This is a genomic window from Aeromonas sp. 25-248, from assembly GCF_053005425.1.
This window is the reverse complement of sequence record NZ_JBRKTB010000002.1, coordinates 529652-554160: the sequence shown is the minus strand read 5'-3', so window position 1 is coordinate 554160 and position 24509 is coordinate 529652. Positions and strand designations below refer to the sequence as shown.

At 57.7% G+C, this 24509-nt stretch carries 22 protein-coding genes; 11 read left to right on the top strand and 11 right to left on the bottom strand.

Features of this window, described 5'->3' with window-relative positions:
- Positions 1-150: 150 nt before the first annotated feature.
- Positions 151-642, bottom strand: coding sequence for a leucine-responsive transcriptional regulator Lrp (gene lrp / locus ACVDHI_RS05865; protein WP_005300047.1), 492 nt, complete (start codon positions 640-642; stop codon positions 151-153).
- 150 nt (positions 643-792) lie between these two features.
- Here lrp and ald point away from each other — a divergent pair, with 150 nt between their 5' ends.
- The 3 genes from ald to ACVDHI_RS05850 all read left to right on the top strand — a co-directional run bounded on the left by ald (position 793) and on the right by ACVDHI_RS05850 (position 4342).
- Positions 793-1908: an alanine dehydrogenase gene (gene ald / locus ACVDHI_RS05860; protein WP_010674517.1), complete on the top strand. Its 1116-nt coding sequence runs from the start codon at positions 793-795 to the stop codon at positions 1906-1908.
- A gap of 183 nt (positions 1909-2091) precedes the next feature.
- The gene (trxB, locus tag ACVDHI_RS05855) at positions 2092-3042 is read left to right on the top strand and encodes a thioredoxin-disulfide reductase (protein ID WP_270835683.1); all 951 of its coding nucleotides are present in this window, start codon (positions 2092-2094) and stop codon (positions 3040-3042) included.
- 58 nt (positions 3043-3100) lie between these two features.
- The gene (locus ACVDHI_RS05850) at positions 3101-4342 is read left to right on the top strand and encodes a diguanylate cyclase (protein ID WP_029314438.1); all 1242 of its coding nucleotides are present in this window, start codon (positions 3101-3103) and stop codon (positions 4340-4342) included.
- An 83-nt stretch (positions 4343-4425) separates the two neighbouring features.
- On the opposite strand, the gene ACVDHI_RS05845 is transcribed toward ACVDHI_RS05850, so the two are convergent.
- Entirely contained in the window at positions 4426-4896 is a 471-nt protein-coding gene (locus tag ACVDHI_RS05845) for an outer membrane lipoprotein (protein WP_010674514.1), read from the bottom strand.
- A gap of 17 nt (positions 4897-4913) precedes the next feature.
- On the opposite strand from ACVDHI_RS05845, the gene aat reads away from it, so the two are divergent.
- The 3 genes from aat (at position 4914) to infA (ending at position 6621) form a co-directional block, all read left to right on the top strand.
- Positions 4914-5621 carry a leucyl/phenylalanyl-tRNA--protein transferase gene (gene aat, locus ACVDHI_RS05840; RefSeq protein WP_039039162.1) on the top strand — a complete coding sequence of 236 codons (708 nt, stop codon included), beginning with the start codon at positions 4914-4916 and terminating at the stop codon, positions 5619-5621.
- The gene (locus tag ACVDHI_RS05835) at positions 5618-6334 is read left to right on the top strand and encodes an arginyltransferase (RefSeq protein WP_010674512.1); all 717 of its coding nucleotides are present in this window, start codon (positions 5618-5620) and stop codon (positions 6332-6334) included. Before aat ends, ACVDHI_RS05835 begins: the two co-directional genes overlap by 4 nt.
- A 68-nt stretch (positions 6335-6402) precedes the next feature.
- Positions 6403-6621, top strand: coding sequence for a translation initiation factor IF-1 (infA, locus tag ACVDHI_RS05830; protein WP_005300033.1), 219 nt, complete (start codon positions 6403-6405; stop codon positions 6619-6621).
- Positions 6622-6690: 69 nt separating this feature from the next.
- Here infA and clpA read toward each other — a convergent pair whose 3' ends face one another.
- A complete protein-coding gene (gene clpA / locus ACVDHI_RS05825; RefSeq protein ID WP_010674511.1) occupies positions 6691-8943 on the bottom strand; it encodes an ATP-dependent Clp protease ATP-binding subunit ClpA in 2253 nt (750 codons plus the stop codon).
- Positions 8944-9003: 60 nt separating this feature from the next.
- Complete coding sequence (gene clpS / locus ACVDHI_RS05820) at positions 9004-9321, bottom strand: ATP-dependent Clp protease adapter ClpS (RefSeq protein WP_005325410.1); 318 nt, start codon at positions 9319-9321, stop codon at positions 9004-9006.
- Between the two features lie 228 nt (positions 9322-9549).
- Here clpS and cspD point away from each other — a divergent pair, with 228 nt between their 5' ends.
- Positions 9550-9768 (top strand): cold shock-like protein CspD, encoded by a 219-nt coding sequence (gene cspD, locus ACVDHI_RS05815; protein WP_010674510.1) that lies wholly within the window; start codon positions 9550-9552, stop codon positions 9766-9768.
- A gap of 116 nt (positions 9769-9884) precedes the next feature.
- On the opposite strand, the gene asd is transcribed toward cspD, so the two are convergent.
- The gene (gene asd / locus ACVDHI_RS05810; protein ID WP_039039005.1) at positions 9885-10997 is read right to left on the bottom strand and encodes an aspartate-semialdehyde dehydrogenase; all 1113 of its coding nucleotides are present in this window, start codon (positions 10995-10997) and stop codon (positions 9885-9887) included.
- Between the two features lie 341 nt (positions 10998-11338).
- Between asd and sugE the strand changes: the two genes are divergently transcribed.
- Positions 11339-11653 carry a quaternary ammonium compound efflux SMR transporter SugE gene (gene sugE / locus ACVDHI_RS05805; RefSeq protein WP_011705814.1) on the top strand — a complete coding sequence of 105 codons (315 nt, stop codon included), beginning with the start codon at positions 11339-11341 and terminating at the stop codon, positions 11651-11653.
- A gap of 216 nt (positions 11654-11869) precedes the next feature.
- On the opposite strand, the gene ACVDHI_RS05800 is transcribed toward sugE, so the two are convergent.
- Positions 11870-12553: a B3/B4 domain-containing protein gene (locus tag ACVDHI_RS05800; protein ID WP_219604723.1), complete on the bottom strand. Its 684-nt coding sequence runs from the start codon at positions 12551-12553 to the stop codon at positions 11870-11872.
- Positions 12554-12887: 334 nt separating this feature from the next.
- Here ACVDHI_RS05800 and ycaO point away from each other — a divergent pair, with 334 nt between their 5' ends.
- The 3 genes from ycaO (at position 12888) to pflB (ending at position 18202) form a co-directional block, all read left to right on the top strand.
- Entirely contained in the window at positions 12888-14648 is a 1761-nt protein-coding gene (ycaO, locus tag ACVDHI_RS05795) for a 30S ribosomal protein S12 methylthiotransferase accessory factor YcaO (protein ID WP_010674506.1), read from the top strand.
- Positions 14649-15029: 381 nt separating this feature from the next.
- Positions 15030-15878 carry a formate transporter FocA gene (gene focA, locus ACVDHI_RS05790; protein ID WP_010674505.1) on the top strand — a complete coding sequence of 283 codons (849 nt, stop codon included), beginning with the start codon at positions 15030-15032 and terminating at the stop codon, positions 15876-15878.
- A gap of 41 nt (positions 15879-15919) precedes the next feature.
- Complete coding sequence (pflB, locus tag ACVDHI_RS05785) at positions 15920-18202, top strand: formate C-acetyltransferase (RefSeq protein WP_010674504.1); 2283 nt, start codon at positions 15920-15922, stop codon at positions 18200-18202.
- Between the two features lie 664 nt (positions 18203-18866).
- Here the strand turns inward: pflB and ACVDHI_RS05780 are convergent.
- The 5 genes from ACVDHI_RS05780 to odhB form a co-directional block, all read right to left on the bottom strand.
- Entirely contained in the window at positions 18867-19322 is a 456-nt protein-coding gene (locus ACVDHI_RS05780) for a YcgN family cysteine cluster protein (RefSeq protein WP_323916282.1), read from the bottom strand.
- Positions 19323-19787: 465 nt separating this feature from the next.
- Positions 19788-20816, bottom strand: a complete 1029-nt coding sequence (locus tag ACVDHI_RS05775; RefSeq protein ID WP_447211837.1) for a hypothetical protein — start codon at positions 20814-20816, stop codon at positions 19788-19790.
- A 273-nt stretch (positions 20817-21089) separates the two neighbouring features.
- Complete coding sequence (gene sucD / locus ACVDHI_RS05770; RefSeq protein WP_005300222.1) at positions 21090-21962, bottom strand: succinate--CoA ligase subunit alpha; 873 nt, start codon at positions 21960-21962, stop codon at positions 21090-21092.
- Positions 21962-23128, bottom strand: coding sequence for an ADP-forming succinate--CoA ligase subunit beta (sucC, locus tag ACVDHI_RS05765; protein ID WP_005300220.1), 1167 nt, complete (start codon positions 23126-23128; stop codon positions 21962-21964). The genes sucD and sucC overlap by 1 nt, the downstream gene beginning before the upstream one ends.
- A 106-nt stretch (positions 23129-23234) precedes the next feature.
- Positions 23235-24428, bottom strand: a complete 1194-nt coding sequence (odhB, locus tag ACVDHI_RS05760) for a 2-oxoglutarate dehydrogenase complex dihydrolipoyllysine-residue succinyltransferase (protein WP_042863770.1) — start codon at positions 24426-24428, stop codon at positions 23235-23237.
- Positions 24429-24509 lie beyond the last annotated feature (81 nt).

Sequence of the window (24509 nt, the reverse complement as noted above, 5' to 3'; positions counted from 1 at the left end):
GGGCCTAGTATCCCTGAAAAGCCCACCGATTGTCAGCCAGTGCCTGAGGGCGGGCCTGAAACTCTCTATAAGAAGAAACGAGCGGACCGGCCGCTCGTTTCTGACTATCGTGACTCGTCATGGAACTTGCAAGTCACAGCACAACCCCGCTTATCGGGTGCTGATCACCAGACGACTGCTCTGTTTGACCTCTTCCATCACCACGTAGGTGCGGGTGTCGTTGACGCCCGGCAGACGCAGCAGGGTTTCACCCAGCAGGCGGCGGTAAGCGGACATGTCGCTGACGCGGGTCTTGAGCAGATAGTCGAAATCACCGGACACCAGATGGCACTCCTGGATCTCTTCGAGCACCTGAACAGCCTTGTTGAACTGCTCGAACACATCGGGGGCGCCACGATTGAGGGTAATTTCCACGAACACCAGCAGAGACGCGTCCAGATAATGAGGGTTCAGAATGGCGGCATATCCTTCGATATACCCTTGTCGCTCCAGGCGACGAACCCGTTCCAGACACGGTGTGGGACTCAGGCCAACTCGTTTGGACAACTCAACGTTCGAAATCCTGCCATCCTTTTGCAGTTCATTCAGAATGTTGCGGTCAATCCTGTCCAAATCCTTTAGCCGACTCTTAGCTTCCATCATTTAATTCCATCCTTTGGCTATTTTTTGGTAAGAATCACCAGTCATTTTATAATAATGGTCACAAATCCTGTCAATACCTGAATATACTAGGCGCAAATGTCGCTTAACATCTAGGCAACATAAACCACCAATCGATAGACGAGGGATAGCATGATTATCGGTGTACCTAAGGAAATAAAAAACCATGAATATCGCGTAGGCATGGTTCCGGCCAGTGTACGTGAACTGACAGCACGAAACCATACTGTTTTCGTCCAAAGCGGCGCAGGAAATGGCATTGGGTTCAGTGACGCAGATTATCTGGCTGCCGGAGCCGAGATCCTGGCCTCCGCTGCCGAAGTTTTCGCCAAGGCGGAGATGATCGTCAAGGTCAAGGAACCCCAGGCAGTGGAACGGGCCATGCTGCGTCCCGGCCAGACCCTCTTTACCTATCTGCATCTGGCGCCGGACCTGGCCCAGACCCAGGATCTCATCGACAGTGGTGCCGTCTGCATCGCCTATGAAACCGTCACGGACGGTCGTGGCGGTCTGCCCCTGCTGGCCCCCATGTCGGAAGTGGCCGGACGCATGTCTATTCAGGCCGGTGCCCAGGCACTGGAGAAATCCCGTGGCGGCAGCGGCGTGCTGCTCGGCGGTGTGCCCGGTGTGGAACCGGCCAAGGTGGTGATCATCGGTGGTGGTGTGGTGGGCTCCAACGCAGCCCGCATGGCCGTCGGCCTGCGTGCCGACGTCACCATCCTCGACAACAACGTCGATACCCTGCGCCGTCTCGACAGCGAGTTCCAAGGGGCTGCCAAGGTGGTCTACTCCAACCGCGAGACCCTGGAGCGCCATCTGCTGGCGGCGGACCTGGTCATCGGCGGCGTGCTGGTGCCTGGCGCCACTGCGCCAAAACTTGTCAGCCGTGACCACATTGCTCGCATGAAACCCGGTGCAGCCATCGTGGACGTGGCCATCGACCAGGGCGGCTGTGTCGAGACCTCCCATGCCACCACCCATGAAGATCCCACCTTCATCGTCGACGAGGTGGTGCACTACTGCGTGGCCAACATGCCGGGTGCCGTGGCGCGGACCTCCACCGTGGCCCTGAACAACGCCACCCTCCCCTTCATCATCAAGCTGGCCGAACAGGGCTATCGCAACGCACTGCTCGCCGATCCCCACCTGTTGCACGGCCTGAATGTGATGGCGGGCAAAATCACCTGCAAGGAGGTTGCCGTGGCCCACAACCTGGCTTACACGGATCCCCTGACCCTGCTGAACTGATCGCGTCCCTGCAAAGGGAGGTAGATGAGTGAAAATCCGCCCGCGATGGGCGGTTTTTTTATGCCTGCCATCCCCGGCTCACCCCTGTTGTTGGCGATTGCCCCAATCGATGCGCTGGCCTTTGACCCCGGATCACGAATTACCTACAATCGCGCAAACTCATCACGTCTCGGAAATCACATCATGAGCCAAGTCACTCACAGCAAACTGCTGATCCTGGGATCCGGTCCGGCAGGTTACACTGCGGCCGTCTATGCCGCTCGCGCCAACCTCAATCCCCTGCTTATCACCGGCATGCAGCAAGGTGGTCAGCTGACCACCACCACCGAAGTGGAAAACTGGCCAGGGGACGCGGAAGGGCTGACCGGCCCGGCCCTGATGGAGCGCATGAAAGAGCATGCAGAGAAGTTCGATACCCGCATCCTCTTTGATCACATCAATGAAGTGACGCTGACCGAGCGTCCCTTCCGCCTCAAGGGCGACAACAGTGAATACACCTGCGATGCGCTGATCCTCGCCACCGGCGCCTCCGCCAAATACCTGGGTCTGCCCTCCGAAGAGGCTTTCAAGGGCCGCGGCGTCTCCGCCTGCGCCACCTGTGACGGCTTCTTCTACCGCAACCAGGAAGTGGCCGTGGTCGGCGGCGGCAACACCGCCGTGGAAGAGGCACTCTATCTGGCCAACATCGCCAAGAAGGTGCACCTCATTCATCGCCGCGACGAGTTCCGCGCCGAGAAGATCCTGATCAAGCGCCTCAACGACAAGGTCGAGAGTGGCAATATCGTCCTGCACACCCATCAGACCCTGGACGAAGTACTGGGTGACGACATGGGCGTCACCGGTGTGCGCCTGCGCAGCACCCGGGATGACACCACCTCCGAGCTGCCGCTGATGGGGGTCTTCATCGCCATCGGTCACCAGCCCAACACCCAGATCTTCGAAGGGCAGCTGGCGATGGAAAACGGCTATCTGAAAGTGCGTGGCGGACTGGAAGGGTTCGCAACCCAGACCAGCATCCCGGGCGTGTTCGCCGCTGGCGACGTGGCCGACCACGTCTACCGCCAGGCGATCACCTCCGCAGGAACCGGCTGCATGGCCGCCCTCGATGCAGAGCGATATCTGGACGCACAATAATCGGAAGGATATAAAGGGCATGCCAGTTGGCATGCCCTTTTTTATTGCAAGGAGCAGGATGAAACGAAAAATAATGATAGTGGAAGACAGCCTGACGGTACGCCGCATGCTGACCCAGGCCATTGCGCAGCAGACAGGGCTGGAAATCGACGCCTTCGACACCCTTGAAGGGGCTCGCGATTGCCATGGGGAAGATTATGTGGTCGCCCTGGTGGATCTCACCCTGCCGGACGCCCCCGGCGGAGAGGCTGTCAACGTGCTGAGGGAGCGTGGGCTGCCGGTGGTGATCCTGACGGCCGACATCAGCGAAGAGAAGCGGGAAGCCTGGCTGGAGGCCGGGGTGCTGGACTACGTGATGAAGGATTCACGTCACTCCCTGCAATATGCCGTCGGTCTGGTGCACCGCCTCTACCTCAACCAGGCCATCGAAGTCTTGGTGGTCGACGATTCACGCACCTCCCGTCACCGTACCGCGGCCCAGTTGCGCAAGCAGTTGTTGCAGGTGCACGAGGCCAATTCAGCCCGCGATGCGCTGGCACAGCTTGAGCAGCACCCCGCCATTCGCCTGATGCTGGTGGACTACTACATGCCGGAGATCGATGGCATCAGCCTGGTGCGAATGCTGCGCGAGCGCTACAGCAAGCAGCAGCTCGCCATCATCGGCATCTCGGTGTCGGACAAGCACGGCCTCTCGGCACGCTACCTCAAGCAAGGGGCGAATGATTTTCTCAATCAGCCCTTTGAACCCGAGGAGCTGCAGTGCCGGGTCAGCCACAACCTGGAGGCCCTTGAGCAGTTTAACAACATCCAGGAATCGGCCAACCGAGACTACCTGACCGGGCTTTACAACAGACGCTACTGGTTCAACGAGGGTCAAAAGTGGTTCGAGGAGCATCAGCGCCATCAGGCGCAGCTCTCCCTGTGCGTGCTCGACGTGGATCACTTCAAGCAGGTCAATGATCACTGGGGGCACGCCATCGGCGATCAGCTGCTCTGTCATCTGGCCAGGCTGCTCACCCAGTTCTTCCCGGATGCCATGATAGCCCGATTCGGTGGCGAAGAATTTGCCCTGATGGTGCCACACTGCCCCGTTCCCGTGCTGCTCAAGCGACTGGAAGGGCTTCGTCTGCAAATGCGTCAGCAACCGCTGTCGCGGGAGATATCGCTCTTTGTACGCGCCAGTTTCGGCGTCATCAATGTCGGGCGGCTCTCCATGGACGAGGCGCTGAGCGAGGCAGATCGCCAGTTGTATCAGGCAAAGAATACCGGGCGAGACAAGATAGTCTGTCAGGACGTCTGAGCAAGCATCAGCAGAGACACTCCGTGTAGTACCGCCCGGCGCCCCTTGTGTGGTGGCCGCCGGGTCAATCCCTTCTTCACCGTTCAATAGGTCTTGTCGACTCGCACCCCATCGTTGAAATAGAGGATGCGCACCTTGTCGCCCTGCGCAAAGACCATGGCCGGATCGTAATCCTGGATCACGTTGATGAGCCCGTTCTGCTCGTTGCGGATCAGCAGCTCCACCAGCTTGTTCTCCACCACGCTGCCCCCTGACTGAAACTGCTGCACTGCCGCCGCTCCCGCCAGCGCCCCGACCGCAGTCGCAATCTCCCGCCCGTGCCCACCGCCAAACTGGTTCCCGAGCAGCCCGCCAAGCACGGCCCCTCCCAGGGTTTTCCAGCCGGAATGCTCTGATTCCACCATCTGGCGCTGGGTGATGTTGCGCACCGCATCCACCTGGCCGAAGACCACCTGCTCCACCGGACGCGCCGTGTTGCGTTCATACACCGCACTCCAGGCCGGCGCCGTGACAAAGCCAAGCAAGCTGGATACTATCAGGATAATGGCCTTCATCTATGAACCTCTGCCTTATGTCTCGCTATCTTACCGAACTGGATGATGAGCTGTGCTGGTTTCCCTCCCCCAGCCATGCGCTGGAAGAGCCCAACGGGCTGCTCGCGATTGGGGGAGATCTCTCCCCCGCTCGATTGCTGGCAGCTTACCACAGCGGGATCTTTCCATGGAATGAACCCCATCAGCCACTGCTGTGGTGGTCACCGGACCCCAGGGGAGTCATCGTGCCCGAGGAACTCCACATCGGCCGCAGCCTGCAGAAGTGTTTGCGCCGCACCCCCTTCGAGATTTACATCAATCGCGCCTTTGATGACGTCATTGCAGCCTGCGCCGCGCCTCGTCGCACCGCCAGCGGCACCTGGATAAGTGCCCCCATGATCGACGCCTATCGGCGCCTTCATCGCCTCGGTCATGCCCACTCCATCGAGATCTGGCAGGATGATCAGTTGCAGGCAGGCCTCTATGGCCTCTCCCTGGGCCGACTCTTTTGTGGTGAATCCATGTTCAGCCGCATCGACAATGGCGCCAAACTGGCCATGGTGGCCCTCTGCCGCCACTTTGCAGGGCACGGCGGTGCCCTCATCGACTGCCAGATGCAAAACGACTTTCTGGCCACGCTGGGCGTCCAGGAGTGGCCAAGGCAGCGCTTTCTGACCACCCTGGCCACCCTGACCCGGCAACCGTTGCAAGAGGGATGCTGGCAACCGAGGAGAATCAGCCTATGAGTGAAGAAGTGATCCTCAAGGTCGGGCTGACCCCAAGGCACCCGTGCAGCTACCTCGGTCACGAGCAGGAGCAGTTGCTGGTCCTGATGGACCATGAACTGCTCAACGCCGCCGGGTACGAACGGCTGCTGACGGCAGGATTCCGGCGCAGTGGCAACGACATCTATCGTCCTCACTGCCCCGCCTGCAGCGCCTGTCAATCCTTGCGCATACACAGTGAACGCTTCACCCCGAGCCGTGGGCAGAAACGCATTCGCCAGTTGAACCGGGATCTCGAACTCGTACTGAGCTATGACGACAAGCCCGAGTATTACCAGCTCTATGAACGCTATATCCGTGAGCGTCATCGGGATGGCAGCATGTATCCACCGAGCCGGACCCAATACAAGGGATTCCTGCACTGCGACTGGATGCCCCCCCTCTATCTGGAGATGCGCAAGGAGGGACGCCTCATCGGCGTGGCCACCACGGACCTGCTTCCCCACTCTCTGAGCGCCATGTACACCTTCTTCGACCCCGACTATGCCGACCGGTCGCTCGGCACCTTCGCCATCCTGAGCCAGTTGGAACTGGCCAGACGTACCGGTCGTCAGTGGCTCTATCTGGGGTATCTGGTGGAGGAGTGCCGCAAGATGAATTACAAGCGCCAATACCTGCCCCATGAGCTGCTGGTACAGGGCGAATGGAAAAAAATCGACACCAAGCCCGAGTAAACTTTACACATAGCCTTAAATCCGGCATGATCCAGCGGTTTTTTGTTGTGGCTTATCAAGAGGATTCAATGGCTAAAGAAGACAGTATTGAGATGCAGGGTACCATTCTCGAAACCTTGCCCAATACCATGTTCCGTGTGGAACTGGAAAATGGTCACGTGGTTATCGCTCATATTTCCGGCAAGATGCGCAAAAACTACATCCGTATCCTGACTGGGGACAAAGTAACGGTGGCTCTGACTCCGTACGATCTCTCCAAGGGACGTATTGTTTTCCGCTCTCGCTAAGCCAGGAATTCAGCAAAAAACCCCAGCCTCTCGGTTGGGGTTTTTTGTCATTTCCGGCCTTGCTCACAGTCAGTGAGAGACAGCTTCAACGTTGACCTGAAAATCAAAGCTGAGGCTGTTGTTCACCAGCTCAACCTTCACAATACCGCCATCGACCAGGGAACCGAACAGGATCTCGTTGGCCAGGGGCTTCTTGAGGTGCTCCTGAATGACCCGGCCCATGGGTCTTGCTCCCATTGCCCTGTCATAACCTTTCTCTGCCAACCAGTGGCGCGCCTCTTCAGACACCTCCAGTGAAACGCCCTTGGCATCCAGCTGAACCTGCAGCTCGACGATGAACTTGTCGACCACCTGATGGATCACTCCCATGTCGAGATGGTTGAACCAGATGGTGTGATCGAGCCGGTTGCGGAACTCCGGACTGAACGTCTTGTTGATCACCGCCATGGCATCGTGGCTCATGTCCTGCTGCTGGAAGCCGATGGACTTGCGCTGGGTCTCCTGAACCCCTGCGTTGGTGGTCATCACCAGGATCACATTGCGAAAATCTGCCTTGCGCCCGTTGTTGTCCGTCAGGGTACCGTTGTCCATCACCTGCAGCAGCAGGTTGAAGACATCCGGGTGCGCCTTCTCGATCTCGTCAAGCAGCACGACGGAGTGCGGATGCTTGAGGACGGAGTCGGTCAACAGCCCTCCCTGCTCGAATCCCACGTAACCGGGAGGAGCCCCGATCAACCGGGACACGGTATGGCGTTCCATGTATTCCGACATGTCAAATCGCAATACCTCGACCCCGAGCGCCTTGCCCAGTTGCTGGGTCACTTCGGTCTTGCCCACCCCGGTCGGGCCGGCAAACAGGAAGCAGCCCACAGGTCGGCGTTCGTTGCCAAGCCCTGAACGTGACAACCGAATGGCATCGGTCAGCACCTCGATGGCCTTGTCTTGCCCGAACACCACCATCTTGAGATTGCGCTCCAGATTCTTCAGCACCTCCTTGTCGGAGGAGGAGACAGATTTCTCGGGAATACGAGCAATCTTGGCAACAATGGCCTCGATTTCCGGCACATTGATCACCTTCTTGCGCTTGCTGACGGGCAAGAGGCGTTGCCCTGCACCCGCTTCGTCGATGACGTCGATGGCCTTGTCAGGCAGATGGCGATCATTGATGTACTTGGCGGAAAGCTCCACCGCCGCCCGGATCGCCTTGACGGTATAACGCACGCCATGGTGAGACTCATAACGGCTCTTGAGTCCCATCAGAATGCGAGTGGTGTCGTCTACTGTGGGTTCGACGATGTCGATCTTCTGGAAGCGACGAGCCAGAGCCCTGTCCTTCTCGAAGATCTGGGCATATTCCTGGTAGGTGGTGGAGCCCACGCAGCGCAGCAAACCATTGGAGAGCAGCGGCTTGATGAGGTTGGCCGCATCCAGCTGGCCACCGGAAGCCGCACCAGCGCCAATGATGGTGTGGATCTCGTCGATGAAGAGGATGGCCCCCTCCTGACGTTCAATCTGCTTGAGCAGCACCTTGAGGCGCTTCTCGAAGTCACCACGATACTTGGTGCCCGCCAGCAGGGAGCCCATGTCCAGGGAGTAGATGGTGCTACCCGCAATCACCTCGGGCACATCCCCCTTGACGATACGGTAGGCAAGCCCTTCGGCGATGGCGGTCTTGCCCACACCGGCTTCCCCGACCAGCAAGGGGTTGTTCTTGCGACGGCGGCACAATACCTGAATGGTGCGATTGAGCTCCTGATCACGGCCGATGAGCGGATCGATACGCCCCTCCAGCACCAGCTGGTTGAGATTGGTGGCAAAGCTTTCTATCTGGGCAGAGGATACCTCGTCATCAGATTCCGCATTGTTACCACCACTCTCGGGCTTGTTGTCCTTGCGCACCCCGTGGGACAGGAAGTTCACCACATCCAGGCGACTTATTTCGGCTTTTTTCAGGAAGTAGGCGGCCTGGGACTCTTGTTCGCTGAAAATGGCGACCAGGACATTGGCGCCGCTCACCTCGGTATTGCCGGACGACTGGACATGGAAGACGGCACGTTGCAGTACGCGCTGGAAGCCCAGCGTCGGCTGGGTTTCCCTGTCTTCGTCGTCACGGGGGATGAGCGGAGTCGTTTGATTGATGAAGGCGCGGATCTCTTTGCGCATCTGTTCCACATCCGCACCACATGAACTCAGCGCCTCATGGGCTGAGCTGTTATCCAGCAGGGCCAACAACAGGTGCTCGACGGTCATGAATTCGTGGCGCTCGTCACGGGCCAGCTTGAAAGCCTCGTTCAGCGTCTTTTCTAGATCTTTGTTCAACATAGGCACCTCCCCTCAGTACAGCAACAATGCGGTGTCGTTATCGCCATCAAGTCATCAGATTCAAGCCTTTTCCATGGTACATAGCAGTGGATGTTCGTTGTTACGTGAATAGGTGTTGACCTGGACCACTTTGGTCTCGGCAATCTCGGCGGTAAATGTGCCGCAGACTCCCTTACCACTATAATGCACGCTCAGCATCACCTGAGTGGCCTTCTCCAGATCCATACCAAAGAACCTTTGCAGCACCTCCACCACGAACTCCATCGGTGTGTAGTCGTCGTTGTTCAGGACGACCTTGTACATGGGTGGCGGTTGCAGCTTCGTTTTCTCTGCCTCTGCAATCTCTTCATTAGCAAAGAGTTCTTTCTGCTTGCTCATAGTTGCGCTTTGGTACCTCTAGATTACTACCGTGTCGCTCAAGATTGTCAATAGACTTGTTAACCAGATCACATCGGTTGTTAACAACTTCTTGACTCGCTTAAAAGTTGGACTAGATTGGTTACTTGCTAATCGGCGCCCGTCTGCTACGGGGTCATGCCCTAGTTATATAAGGCTGGCGCAGGTTACTCAACGACTTCAGGGTAATCAATAAAAGGATGTAGATGTATGGCAACCGGAACAGTCAAGTGGTTCAACAACGCAAAAGGATTTGGGTTTATCTGTCCGGAAGGCGGTGGTGAAGACATCTTCGCTCACTACTCCACGATTCAAATGGAAGGTTACAAGACCTTGAAAGCAGGTCAGGCAGTCAACTTTGAACTGCAGCAGGGGCCGAAAGGAAATCATGCCTCTGTCATCGTGCCAAACGAAGCACAGAACATCTAAGAGTCAAACTGGATAAATTAAAAAGCGGCATCCCAAGGGATGCCGCTTTTTTATGGACAGGCACGAAGAGGGGAACAAGAAAGGCCAGGCCTTCCTTGTTCCCTGCTGCAGCTACCTCAGCGGGCCAGCAGGATGTTCAGCATGCGGCGCAGCGGCTCGGCGGCGCCCCACAGCAACTGGTCACCCACGGTAAAGGCGGCCAGGTATTCCGGGCCCATGTTGAGCTTGCGCAGACGACCCACCGGGATGCTGAGGGTGCCGGTGACGGCAGCCGGGGTCAGCTCGCGGGCGGTGATGTCGCGATCATTCGGGATCACCTTAACCCAGTCGTTGTGAGCGGCCAGCAGGGCTTCGATCTCGGCCAGCGGCACATCTTTTTTCAGCTTGATGGTGAAGGCCTGGCTGTGGCAGCGCAGGGCCCCGATCCGCACGCACAGACCATCCACCGGGATAGCGGCGTTTTCGATACCCAGGATCTTGTTGGTCTCGGCCTGGCCCTTCCACTCTTCACGGCTCTGGCCGTTGTCGAGCTTGGTGTCGATCCAGGGAATGAGGCCACCGGCCAGCGGCACACCGAAATTGTCCACCGGCAGGGTGCCGGAGCGGGTCTTCTCGGTGATCTTGCGCTCGATGTCGAGGATGGCGGAGGCGGGATCCGCCAGCTCCACCGCCACTTCATCCCGCAGCATGCCCATCTGGGTGACCAGCTCGCGCATGTGGCGGGCACCACCACCGGAGGCCGCCTGATAGGTGGCCACGCTCACCCACTCCACCAGATCGGCCTTGAACAGGCCACCCAGGGCCAGCAGCATCAGGCTGACGGTGCAGTTGCCGCCAACGAAGGTCTTGATGCCGTTGTTCAGGGCGTGTTCGATGACGTCGCCGTTGACCGGATCCAGGATGATGACCGCGTCTTTCTCCATGCGCAGGGAGGAGGCGGCGTCAATCCAGTAGCCCTGCCAGCCGGCGGCTTTCAGGCGCGGATAGACATCCTTGGTGTAGTCGCCGCCCTGGGCGGTGATGATGACGTCCTGCGCGGCCAGTGCCTCGAGATCGAAGGCGTCCTGCAGGGTGCCGGCATCGACGCCAAAATTGGGGGCGGCCTCACCGGCCTGGGAGGTGGTGAAGAAGGTGGGTTGAATGCGGGCAAAATCCTTCTCTTCCTGCATCCGGCTCATCAACACCGAACCCACCATGCCACGCCAACCGACCAAACCTACTTTTTTCATAATGTCCTACCCTGGATAGCTGCTTATAGAAATCGTGTGTGGTACCCGTGACCCCCCTGCCTTGGCGCCAGCCGTTTACAAGGGATTCACAATATATGAGTTGCAAAAAATGCGTCTGTCCACATTACGGATTGTGACGGCGGGCGCAAGTCGAATTGCGCAATATTCTGTGCCATTCGCTGCAATATCCGTCGGCCTGGCCGACCTGCGGGCAGCCGGTTGGCATCCTGCCTCCAGTTGGGGCATCATTGAGACCGACCGGCAGCCCCGCTGCCCCTCGGGGACGGCCCCGAGGCCTCCTGATACGCAGGGACGACCCTGCTTCCTGCGGAATCTGCCTTATGTCCTGGTTGCTATTGCTGTTGGCCGGCTTGTTCGAGGTCGCCTGGGCCATCGGCCTCAAATACACCGACGGTTTCAGCCGTCCCCTCCCCACCCTGCTGACCCTGATCGCCATGGGGGTGAGCGTGCTGCTGCTCGCCATGGCGGTCAAACAGTTGCCCCTTGGTACCGCCTACGCGGTCTGGACCGGCATCGGCGCGGTCGGCACCGTGCTGATGGGGATCTGGCTGTTCAACGAACCGGCCACCCTGGCCCGAGTGCTCTGCCTGCTGCTGATCATCGGCGGGATCCTGGGTCTGAAATTCATCGGTTAGGCGCGCTGAAAGGGCCGGGTACACCGGCCCCGACGTGGCAAGCTCCAGGGGACGATGTCAGCCCGGCGTGTTGCTGTGTTCCTCTGCTTGCTGATGTGTTCGCAGGCGGTGGGTAAAGGCGGGCGGCACAGACGTGGCATGGCAAGCAAGATCCTCCCCATGACCGCCCGGGCGAACATGAGGCGCCTCCTTTTATCTTTTCGTCTGCTCCTTCAATCACTCCACCAGCGTCTGCTCGATGCGGACCCCAGGCATCATCTGCGTAAGACCGGCAATCAGCCTGTCGCCGGCCTCCCACAAGGCCGTGCGCGGCATCGGCGGCAGACACTCCAGAATGAACCACATCCGGGGGGAAGAGAGGCTCAGGCGAGTGCGGATCCCCTGGCGCCAGTTCCAGCGGCGACAGGTGACGCCGAGATCGTCCCGCCACACCACCTCTCCGGGAGCCGGTGCCTCCTGGGTTGGCAGCCCTTCTTTGAGGGTGTCAAAGCATTCGCTGCCATCGGCAATCACCAGGCGCGGCGCTCCCACATAGGCCGCCAGATCCTCCCCGCCCACGGGAATGGCATACTCGATGCTGATGGCGTTGTAGAGATCCACCACGGGATCGATGGCGGGCAAGACGCCATCGCGCAGCACCCGCTTGCGCAGTGCCTGGGCCGAGCAGGGCGTGCGGGCAGGCTTGGCGCCAAACCCCTTGAACACCTGATCCCAGGCGGCCAGATGTTCAAGGGCCCAGGGGGCCTCGTCGGTGCCAAGGGCCGCACATGCCCGGGCCAGGGCCCGCTCCCCCACCAGAGTGTCAATCACGGGGGCGGCTTCCACCACGATGCTGAGGGCACAAAAGCCCGGCGCCAACCTGGCTATCTCGGGGTCGATACGGGGGATCATCGGGAACATTTAGCACTCCTGGTCAAGGCTCATCAAGACGGGGTGGCGGAACGGGCACGGGCGCTCCCTCTTTTCCTCCCCCCACCAACGGTTGACGCCATGATGAAGGGCACAGGGTCATAATAAAATTTACTTTATCTTAATTGTGTTAAGTAAAACTGATGGCCCAACCCTCTTTCCCATGAAAAATCACCGCCCCGCACCGCACCGCCCGGCCCCACTACCACACCCCGCCCCTCCAATGCAGACCTGGGCAAGCCCACACCATTGCCCTGGCCGCTTTCCCCGTCACTCATGCTATTATCTGCGTCCAAACATGAGCCCATAAAATCAGGACATTGTGATGACCGACCACACTTTTATTCCCGGCAAGGACGCAGCGCTGGAAGACTCCATCGAACGCTTCCAGACCAAGCTGCAAGCCCTGGGGTTTGATATCGAAGAGGCCTCCTGGCTCAACCCCGTGCCCAACGTCTGGTCCGTGCACATCCGGGACAAGGAGTGCGCCCTCTGCTTCACCAACGGCAAGGGTGCCAGCAAGAAGGCGGCGCTCGCCTCCGCCCTTGGCGAGTATTTCGAGCGTCTCTCCACCAACTACTTCTTCGCCGACTTCTACCTGGGCGAGCAGGTCGCCAATGGCGACTTCGTCCACTACCCGAACGAGAAGTGGTTCCCCATCGAGGGGGATCAGCTGCCCGCCGGTCTGCTCGACTCCTTCACCCGCAAGTTCTACAACCCGGACGGTGAAGTGACCGCCGACATGCTGGTGGACCTGCAATCCGGCAACGAGGAGCGCGGCATCGTCGCCCTGCCCTTCGAGCGCCAGTCCGACCACCAGACCGTCTATATCCCGATGAACATCGTCGGCAACCTGTATGTTTCCAACGGCATGAGCGCCGGCAACACCCGCACCGAGGCCCGCACCCAGGGGCTGTCGGAGGTGTTCGAGCGCCACGTGAAGAACAAGATCATCGCCGAGGCCATCAGCCTGCCCCAGATCCCGGGCGAGGTCATCGCCCGTTACCCCGGCATCAAGGCGTCCATCGATGCACTGGAGGCCGAAGGCTTCCCCATCTACAGCTTCGATGCCTCCCTCGGCGGCCGTTATCCGGTCATCTGCGTGGTGCTGCTCAACCCGAGCAACGGCACCTGCTTTGCCTCCTTCGGCGCCCACCCGCGCTTCGAGGTCGCCTTCGAGCGCACCGTCACCGAACTGCTGCAAGGGCGCAGCCTCAAGGATCTGGACGTCTTCGTGCCGCCGTCGTTTGACAACGAGCAGGTGGCGGATCACCACAACCTGGAGACCCACTTCATCGACTCCTCCGGCCTCATCAGCTGGGATCTGTTCAAGGAAGAGTCCGACTTCGAGTTTGCCGACTGGGACTTCCGTGGCACCTCGCAAGAGGAGTTCGACCACCTGATCGGCATCTTCCACGAGCTGGAGCAGCCGGTCTACATCGCCGACTACGAGCACCTGGGTGTCTACGCCTGCCGTATCCTGGTGCCCGGCATGTCCGACATCTATCCGGTGGAAGATCTGCTGCTGGCCAACAACACCATGGGGGCCCACCTGCGGGAGACCATCCTGGCGCTGCCGGCGCTCGAGTGGGACGCAGAGCAGTACATGGCGCTGTTCGACCAGTTGGATGAAGAGGGTCACGACGAGCGCACCCGGGTACGCGAGCTGCTCGGCATCGCCGCCGCCAAGGGCACTGCCCTGCACACCCTGCGCGTCGGTGAGCTCAAAGCCATGCTGGCGCTGGCCGCTGGTGACCTGGAGAGCGCCCTCGACCTCATCGACTGGACCATGGAGTTCAACCAGTCGGTGTTCCCGGCGGACCGCGCCGCTTACTACCGCGCCCTGCGCGCCTGCGTCGAGCTTTTCCTCGACGAGGAACGCGACCCCGAACAGTACCGCCCGGTGTTCGCCCGCATGTTCGGGGAAGAGACCCTGGCGCAGGCGTGGGCCAACGCCCGCGGCGAGGCGCGCTTCCACGGTCTGGAAGCCGCCGATCTCTCCCTCTCCCAATTCCCGCTGCACCAGAAACTGCTGGCCGCTTACGAGAAATTGCAAAAAGCCAAACGAATCCATACCTGGAACTGATATGCTAGCGTGACGAAGGGGCCTTATGGCCCCTTCTGTTTTATGGTCTACGCTTTGGCTGGCCGTGCCACAAAGATGAAATAAAAGACAAAAAATACCTCTTAGGGGGTTGTTAATTTGGCACTCATGGTGCAGTGCGGCCGCACAGGTGCCTTGCCGGTACGTTTTTCAGGGTGTCCTTTATAAGTTCTTAAAAATCATAAAATTAATAACAGACCCATTTCTGTTTCACCTGAAACCTGGTGTAAAGAAACGCTTCCGGATGGCGAAAAATCCTGTAGTAAAATTACATTCACAATCTGTAATTCTTGATCGGAGTCAATTTTGGGGATCAGCCCCTTTGTTATGATTTCCACAGGCAAAATATGCAGGTACTGAGAATTGAAAGCAGAATCTCCCTTTGATTGTCTGAAGCCCGAAGCCATCGCCGCCCTGGCCGAAGACATTACCTATGCCAAGGCCACCAAGCCCGCATACAAGGTCATTCCCCTGGCCATCACCGCTGGCGCCTTCATCGCCATCGCCTTCGTCTTCTATATCACCGTCACCACGGGCTCAAGCGGCATGGCCTGGGGCATGTCCAAGCTGGTGGGCGGCATCTGCTTCTCCCTCGGTCTCATCCTCTGCGTCCTGCTCGGCGCCGAACTGTTCACCTCCACTACCCTCACCCTGGTAGCCAAGGCGGCGAATCGCATCAGCTGGGCCCAGCTGCTCAAGAACTGGGGACTGGTCTACTTCGGCAACCTCATCGGCGGTCTCATCATCGTCGGCCTCATCATCATGTCGGCGGAATACACGGCAGCGGATGGTCAGTGGGGTCTGAACGCCATGAAAGTGGCCCAGCACAAGATCCATCACACCTTCTTCGAGGCCGTGGCCCTTGGCATCCTCTGCAACCTCATGGTGTGTCTCGCCGTGTGGATGGCCTTCGGCGCCCGCAGCGCCACCGACAAGGTGATGGTGATGCTGCTCCCCGTCGCCATGTTCGTGGCCTCCGGTTTTGAGCACAGCATCGCAAACATGTTTATGATCCCGGTCGGTATCGCCATCCACAGCGTCGCGAGCCCGGAATTCTGGCAGGCCATCGGCCAGGATCCGGCGACCTTTGCCGACCTGACCGTGTCCAACTTCGTCCTGCACAACCTCATCCCTGTCACCATCGGTAATATCATTGGTGGTGGCGTCATGGTTGGGCTGACTTACTGGTTTATCTTCCGTCGCCATCATTAAGGATGGCGGCAGACACATAAATACCTTGAGAGGTAATGAAAATGGCAGAACTTAACGAACAGTTCCAAAAAGCATGGGAAGGCTTCGCAGCCGGTGAATGGCAGACCTCTGTCAACACCCGTGACTTCATCCAGAAGAACTACACCCCGTATGAAGGTGACGAGTCCTTCCTGGCTGGCGCGACCGAAGCTACCACCAAGCTGTGGGACAAGGTCATGGAAGGCATCAAGATCGAGAACCGCACTCACGCGCCGGTCGATTTTGATACCGACCTGCCCTCCACCATTACCGCTCACGATGCCGGCTATATCGACCAGAGCCTGGAGCAAATCGTTGGTCTGCAGACCGACAAACCGCTCAAGCGCGCCATCATCGCCAACGGCGGTATCAAGATGGTCAAGACCTCTTGCGAAGTGTACGGTCGCCAGCTTGACCCCATGGTCGAGAAGATCTTCACCGAGTACCGCAAGACTCACAACCAGGGCGTGTTCGACGTCTACACCAAAGACATCCTGAACTGCCGCAAGTCCGGCGTCATCACCGGTCTGCCGGATGCCTACGGCCGTGGCCGCATCATCGGTGACTACCGTCGTGTTGCCCTGTACGGTATCGACTTCCTGATGGCCGACAAACTGGCTCAGTTCAAGTCCCTGCAGGCTGACCTGGAAAACGGTGTCAACCTGGAAGCCACCATCCGTCTGCGCGAAGAGATCTCCGAGCAGCACCGTGCCCTGGCCCAGATGAAGGTGATGGCTGCCAAATATGGCTGCGATATCTCCGTACCGGCCAAGACCGCCAAAGAAGCCGTACAGTGGACCTACTTCGCCTACCTCGCGGCGGTCAAGTCCCAGAACGGCGCGGCCATGTCCTTCGGTCGTACCTCCAGCTTCCTGGACATCTACATCGAGCGTGACCTGCAAAAGGGTCTGATCACCGAGCAAGAAGCCCAGGAGCTGATGGACCACATGGTCATGAAGCTGCGTATGGTTCGCTTCCTGCGTACCCCGGAATACGATTCACTGTTCTCCGGCGACCCGATGTGGGCCACCGAGACCCTGGCTGGTATGGGCGTTGATGGCCGTACCCTGGTCACCAAGAACAGCTTCCGTATGCTGAACACCCTGTACACCATGGGCCCGTCCCCTGAGCCGAACCTGACCATCCTGTGGTCCGAGAAGCTGCCGGTCGGTTTCAAGAAGTACTGCGCCAAGGTATCCATCGAGACCTCTTCCGTTCAGTACGAGAACGACGACCTGATGCGTCCGGACTTCAACAACGATGACTACGCCATCGCTTGCTGTGTGTCCCCGATGATCGTCGGCAAACAGATGCAGTTCTTCGGTGCCCGTGCCAACCTGGCCAAGACCATGCTGTATGCAATCAACGGCGGTATGGACGAGAAGCTCAAGATCCAGGTCGGTCCGAAGACCGAAATGGTCACCTCCGAGTACCTCGACTACAACGACGTGATGGACAGACTGGATCACTTCATGGACTGGCTGGCCAAGCAGTATGTCGCCGCCCTGAACATCATCCACTACATGCACGACAAGTACAGCTACGAAGCCTCCTTGATGGCGCTGCACGACCGTGACGTCTATCGCACCATGGCCTGTGGTATCGCCGGTCTGTCCGTAGCCGCTGACTCCCTGTCTGCCATCAAGTACGCCAAGGTCAAGCCGGTACGTGATGCCGATGGCGTCTCCATCGACTTCGAAATCGAAGGCGAGTACCCGCAGTTCGGCAACAACGACGCTCGCGTCGATGACATCGCCTGCGACCTGGTCGAGCGCTTCATGAAGAAGATCCAGAAGCTCAACACCTACCGCGGAGCCGTGGCTACCCAGTCCGTGCTGACCATCACCTCCAACGTGGTGTACGGCAAGAAGACCGGTAACACCCCGGATGGTCGTCGCGCCGGTGCGCCGTTCGGCCCGGGTGCCAACCCGATGCACGGTCGTGATCAGAAGGGTGCCGTTGCTTCCCTGACGTCCGTTGCCAAGCTGCCGTTCGCCTACGCCAAAGATGGTATCTCCTATACCTTCTCCATCGTGCCGAACGCGCTGGGTAAAGACATGGAAGCCCAGAAAGCCAACCTGGCCGGCCTGATGGATGGTTACTTCCACCACGAAGCCAACCTGGAAGGTGGTCAGCACCTGAACGTCAACGTAATGAACCGTGAAATGCTGCTGGACGCCATGGAAAACCCGGAGAAATATCCGCAGTTGACCATCCGCGTATCCGGTTATGCCGTTCGCTTCAACTCCTTGACCAAGGAGCAACAGCAAGACGTCATCACCCGTACCTTCACCGCTTCTCTGTAATAGCGTCTCGGTGAAACAAAACCGGCGCCAAGGCGCCGGTTTTTTTATGGCCGTTAGCCGGTGTGCAACCAGTTCCTACCTCACAGTTTCTACTGGCGTTGGCCCGCTGATTCACTGGCTTTGACCCGCAGGCTCGGGCAGACATTGGTCTCCTAACGCCCCTCTCTATGCCCCTTCTCCACTCCCCTCCTGCGCTTGATGCACGGATGTGCCCACCGGCACTCAGGCACTCAGGTACTCAGGTACTCAGGTACTCAGGTACTCAGGTACTCAGGTACTCAGGTACTCAGGTACTCAGGTACTCAGAAAAGCAGAGCAGAACCATGCTCGACCACCACGAGTTTTGCATAGCAACCTCGATCTATTCCCTCTCCCCTTGGGAGAGGGTCAGGGTGAGGGGAAACCACTCTACATCGCTAGCAAGCGCCAGAAAGCAACAAGGGCTGCAGAGTGTGCTCCGCAGCCCTTGTGTCATGGATGCAGTTTAACGGGTGCTGGCTGCGTCAGGGGCGACCTCTCACGACTTCACGATGCTTTCATCTCACCATGAAGTTTCAAACTGCCTTTATCGCAAAAAACTGATCACTTATACACCAAAAACAACAGAGGCAGCGGAGTCTCACTCCCCTGCCCCTGTAGTAAGCAATAAACGGCGGATTAAGGCTTAGCTTGCCCAGGTGATGATATGGTCGGCCCAATCGCCGGCATGTACCTCATGGATCACCTTGCCGCGCACCGACTGACCAGCCTGGTGCATGGCGCTGCGGCTGCCGGTGATAAGGGGATGCCAAGTCGGCAGGGTCTGCCCTTCCGCCAGCAGGCGGTAGGCACAGGTAGAGGGCAGCCAGTTGAACTCGGCAATCTTGTCGTGGGTGATCTGCAGGCAGTCCGGCTCTTTTTTAAAGCGGTTGCCGTAGTCGGAGCACTGGCAGGTCTTGGTATTGAGCAGGTTGCAGGCCACGTTGGTGAACACCAGCTCCTCGGTGTCCTCGTCGATCAGCTTGTTCAGGCAGCACTTGCCGCAGCCGTCGCACAGGGACTCCCACTCGGTCATAGTCATCTGTTGCAGGCTTTTTACCTGCCAAAAGGGGGCGTTCTGCACGGGTTCAGTCTGCTGCATAAAAATTGGCTCACTCAATACACTGACAAGCGCGTGGTTATACGCCCTATGGCCTGATTTTTCAAGGTTGGCAGAAGAACCTTGCTCGCCTACTCACTAGTAGCTGTCGGTAAAACAAGGGGAGACAAATAGATACAAGACAATAAATTTTGAAATTCTAATGTTCCCATGATGGGTTGAATTGCCCTATTGAGTATGAGTATCAGACTTTCTTGGTCAAGGCATTACTCTATCAATAGCCACATCAAACAATTGCAATGTCAAAAATGGCATTTCACTCGAATAAATTGGAAAGCATCAGCAATGTTTTTCAAGCATCCAATTACACTGCGATAATACAACCACAAAAACCGTCAAAATATATTGAAGAAAGTTGTTAAAATGACTCTGTGGTTCACAAACCAAACTATAAAACAACCATATATAATCACACTGCATATGCAGATATGGTCTGTAAGTAATTTACTATTTTCTCTCAATCATTTTTTTAAGCTCATCTAATTTTGTCATGGTTGCATAGAAAGTTTGATATCCATGGCCTTCTATCTTACCTGTTGTATGCCACGTCGGAACATCTTTAATGTTTTTATTTACAGTGTGAAATTGACCTTCATTACTCAGGCTACTTACATAATTGAAAGCTGCTGCCAGTTGTATTTTCTGAGCGCCAGACAAAGTGCTTATTATGTCACTAAATTGAGTGGGCGTTAGCCCTAAACGAGCTTGCACCGTAGCACTAATGCTTCGAGTACTTATATATGCAATTCCTTGTGCCTGCATGACAAATGTTGCTAATTTAGTATCCTTTGGCAAATTCTGATAAATACTGCTGATATCATTTCCCACTAAAAATTGGGATATGCGTAAACCAGACACGATTGTAATTCCACTATTCTGATAGCCACCCTGCCCATCAATTTTCCCATAGGGGTCAGCTTCTACATCGAATCCACCACCGGCTGTGCTGCTCCACTGAAATATAAACGTATTACCATCTGACAACTTTGATAATACTTCCGCCTGTAAAGATTGAAATTCTGACTGAGCAGTAGATGCACTCTCAATCTCCGCTGTGCACTCTTCTTTTCCTGCATTTTTGCAAGTAGCCTTAACAAGCAATTTTGTAACTAAGTCTTGCGATTTTTTCTCTAAATTAGTGAGGCTGTTTTTAATGTCTTTTATTTTTTTACCAGGATTTCCTGTCACGGGGTAGTCATATTCGATGACTTTCGACTTATCTGTACTCAGACATATCATTGAATATGGCACACGATAACTACTCGCAACGCAAGGCATTCCAACAGTATCTATAGGAAGTTGGCCATTTATTGCAAGAAAGCGACTTTGAAATGGAATGTCATTAAAGTAAGATGAAATACCGCCATCATTTTGAGTCGAGCTAGTCAGTTTATCTACTGCACTTAGATTACTAGAACAGCCAGAAATAAGTGCAGAAGAAAAACAAAATAAAAACATACTTTTCGAAGTCATCATATTACCCTCCCCAGCAGTATTGACACTGATATCATTTGCAAGCCATAAGAATATAGCCCGCCATTCAGCATGTGCAAATTTTATTATTATGACTGTATCGTTTACATAATGTTCTTCAATTCATCGCACGCAGAGAACAGCGCCTTCATCGCGCCCCTTTGAGCTGAGATGTGTACTGAATTAAGTTACGCAGGCGAAAAAGCAAACTATCCCCATAAAAAATGCCGCCCCAAAGGGCGGCATTTTGCTATCCGAGATAACAGGCTAAAGAACTTACCAGCCAGTTACTTCACGCAGGGCCTTGCCGATATCGGCCAGGGAGCGCACGGTTTTCACGCCGGCATCTTCCAGGGCGGCAAATTTCTCGGCCGCGGTGCCTTTACCACCGGCGATGATGGCGCCCGCATGACCCATGCGCTTGCCAGCCGGGGCGGTGACGCCCGCGATGTAGGAGACCACCGGCTTGGTGACGTGGGCCTTGATGTAGGCCGCCGCGTCTTCCTCGGCGTTGCCGCCGATCTCGCCGATCATCACGATGGCTTCGGTCTGCGGGTCATTCTGGAACATCTCCAGAATGTCGATAAAGTTGGAACCCGGGATGGGGTCCCCACCGATACCGACGCAGGTGGACTGGCCGAAGCCCTCGTCCGTGGTCTGCTTGACCGCTTCATAGGTCAGGGTGCCGGAGCGGGAGACGATGCCCACCTTGCCTGGCTTGTGAATGTGGCCTGGCATGATGCCGATCTTGCACTCACCCGGGGTGATGACACCCGGGCAGTTCGGGCCGATCATCCGCACGCCGGTTTCCTGCAGCTTCACCTTGACGTCCAGCATGTCCAGGGTCGGGATGCCTTCGGTGATGGTGACGATGAGCTTGATGCCGGCATCGATGGCTTCCAGGATGGCGTCCTTGCAGAACGGGGCCGGTACATAGATGACGGAGGCGGTGGCGCCGGTGGCTTCCACGGCGTCACGGACGGTGTTGAACACCGGCAGGCCCAGGTGGGTAGTGCCACCCTTGCCCGGGGACACACCGCCGACCATCTGGGTACCGTAGGCAATGGCCTGTTCGGAGTGGAAGGTACCCTGACCGCCGGTAAAGCCCTGGCAGATCACCTTGGTGTCTTTGTTGATCAGAACGCTCATTATTTGGCCTCCGCTGCTTTTACCACTTGCTGAGCTGCGTCAGTCAGACTCGTTGCGGCGATGATATTGAGGCCGCTGTCGGCCAGTTTACGGGCACCCAGTTCGGCATTGTTGCCTTCCAGACGCACCACCACGGGCACTTTCACCCCCACTTCCTTCACGGCACCGATGATGCCTTCCGCGATCATGTCGCAGCGCACGATGCCGCCAAAGATGTTGACCAGCACGGCTTGTACCTTGCTGTCGGAGAGGATGATCTTGAAGGCCTCGGTCACGCGCTCCTTGGTGGCGCCGCCGCCGACGTCCAGGAAGTTGGCAGGTGAACCGCCGTGCAGGTTGACGATGTCCATGGTGCCCATGGCCAGACCGGCGCCGTTGACCATGCAGCCGATGTTGCCATCGAGCGCCACATAGTTCAGCTCCCACTGGGCGGCGTGCGCTTCGCGGGGGTCATCCTGGGACGGGTCGTGCATCTCGCGCAGCTTGGGCTGACGGTACAGGGCGTTGGCGTCGATGTTGATCTTGCCGTCCAGGCAGTGCAGGTTGCCCTTGTCGGTGATGACCAGGGGGTTGATCTCCAGCAGGGCGAAATCGCAGTCCAGGAACATCTGGCCCAGACCCATGAAGATCTTGGTGAACTGCTTGATCTGATCGCCGACCAGACCCAGCTTGAAGGCCAGCTCGCGGGCCTGATAAGGCTGCGGGCCTACCAGGGGATCGATGGCAGCCTTGTGAATGAGTTCCGGGGTTTCGTGGGCGACTTTCTCAATCTCCACACCACCTTCGGTGGAAGCCATGAAGACCACGCGGCGAGAGCCACGGTCGACCACGGCGCCCAGGTACAGTTCCTTGGCGATGTCGGTGCAGGACTCCACCAGGATCTTGGTAACCGGCTGACCATTGGCGTCAGTCTGATAGGTCACCAGGTTCTTGCCGAGCCAGTTCTGGGCGAAGGCGCGGATCTCGTCCTTGCTCTTGGCCAGCTTGACGCCGCCCGCCTTGCCGCGGCCACCGGCGTGGACCTGGCACTTGACGACCCAGGTGTTGCCGCCAATCTTGTCGGCCGCTTCGGCCGCTTCCTGCGGGGTGGCACAGGCATAACCTTCGGAGACCGGCAGGCCATACTCGGCAAACAGCTGTTTTGCCTGATATTCATGCAGATTCATAGATGCTCTATCCGTGTTGTAGGTATTTCCGTCCGGGGCTCGTGTTTCTCAATCCCCTGTGAATGGGGGCCTGGGCGGCCCCTCGTTATCTTTCAGTCACGCTTGCTCAGACATCCAGCAGCAGACGGGTCGGGTCTTCCAGCAGCTCCTTGATGGAGACCAGGAAGCCCACGGACTCGCGGCCGTCGATGATGCGGTGATCGTAGGAGAGCGCCAGGTACATCATCGGCAGGATCTCGACCTTGCCGTCGACGGCCATGGGGCGGTCCTGGATCTTGTGCATGCCCAGAATGGCGCTCTGGGGCGGGTTGATGATGGGGGTGGACATCAGGGAGCCGAACACGCCACCGTTGGTGATGGTGAAGTTGCCGCCAGTCAGTTCATCCACGGTCAGCTTGCCGTCACGGCCCTTGCCGGCCAGATCTTTGATGGCCTTCTCGATGTCCGCCAGGCTCATGTTGTCGCAGTCGCGCAGCACCGGGGTCACCAGACCACGGGGGGTGGAGACGGCGATGCTGACGTCGAAGTAGTTGTGGTAGACGATGTCGTCACCGTCCAGCGCCGCGTTCACTTCCGGGTAGCGCTTAAGGGATTCGACCACGGCCTTCACATAGAAGGACATGAAGCCGAGCTTGATGCCGTGCTTCTTCTCGAAGATCTCGCCGTACTGCTTGCGCAGCTTCATGATGGGCGCCATGTTGATCTCGTTGAAGGTAGTCAACATTGCGGTGGTGTTCTTGGCCTCCAGCAGACGCTCGGCGATGCGCTTGCGCAGACGGGTCATGGGCACACGCTTCTCGGTGCGACCGGCCAGCGGCGCGACCGGTGCGGCAGCCACGGGAGCGGCAGCAGTCGGTGCAGCCACCGGAGCTTTGCCCAGATTCTTGATGAAGGCTTCCACATCTTCCTTGGTGACACGACCGCCCTTGCCGGTGCCGGTCAGCTTGGCGACGTCGATGTCGTGCTCGGCCACCATGCGGCGCACGGAAGGGCTCAGGCCATCGGCAGCGTCATCAGCCACGGCTTCCACCGGCTTTTCGCTGGTCGCTTCACCGGCAACGGGGGCCGGCTTGAGCATGGCGATCAGCTGGCGGGAGAGCACGGTCGCCCCTTCGCTCTGCAGGATGTCGCCCAGTACGCCGGCTTCCGGCGCGGGCACTTCCAGCACGACTTTATCGGTTTCGATGTCAACCAGCACTTCGTCACGGGCAACCAGATCACCCGGTTTCTTGTGCCAGGTCGCGATGGTGGCATCCGCCACTGATTCCGGCAGGTCCGGTACCTTGATCTCGATAGTCATGTAATCAGTTCCTTGTTACTTCTTGGCCAGCAGGCTTGTTCCAGGTCAGAGAGGGTCCCGACACGGGCCCTCTCATCCACA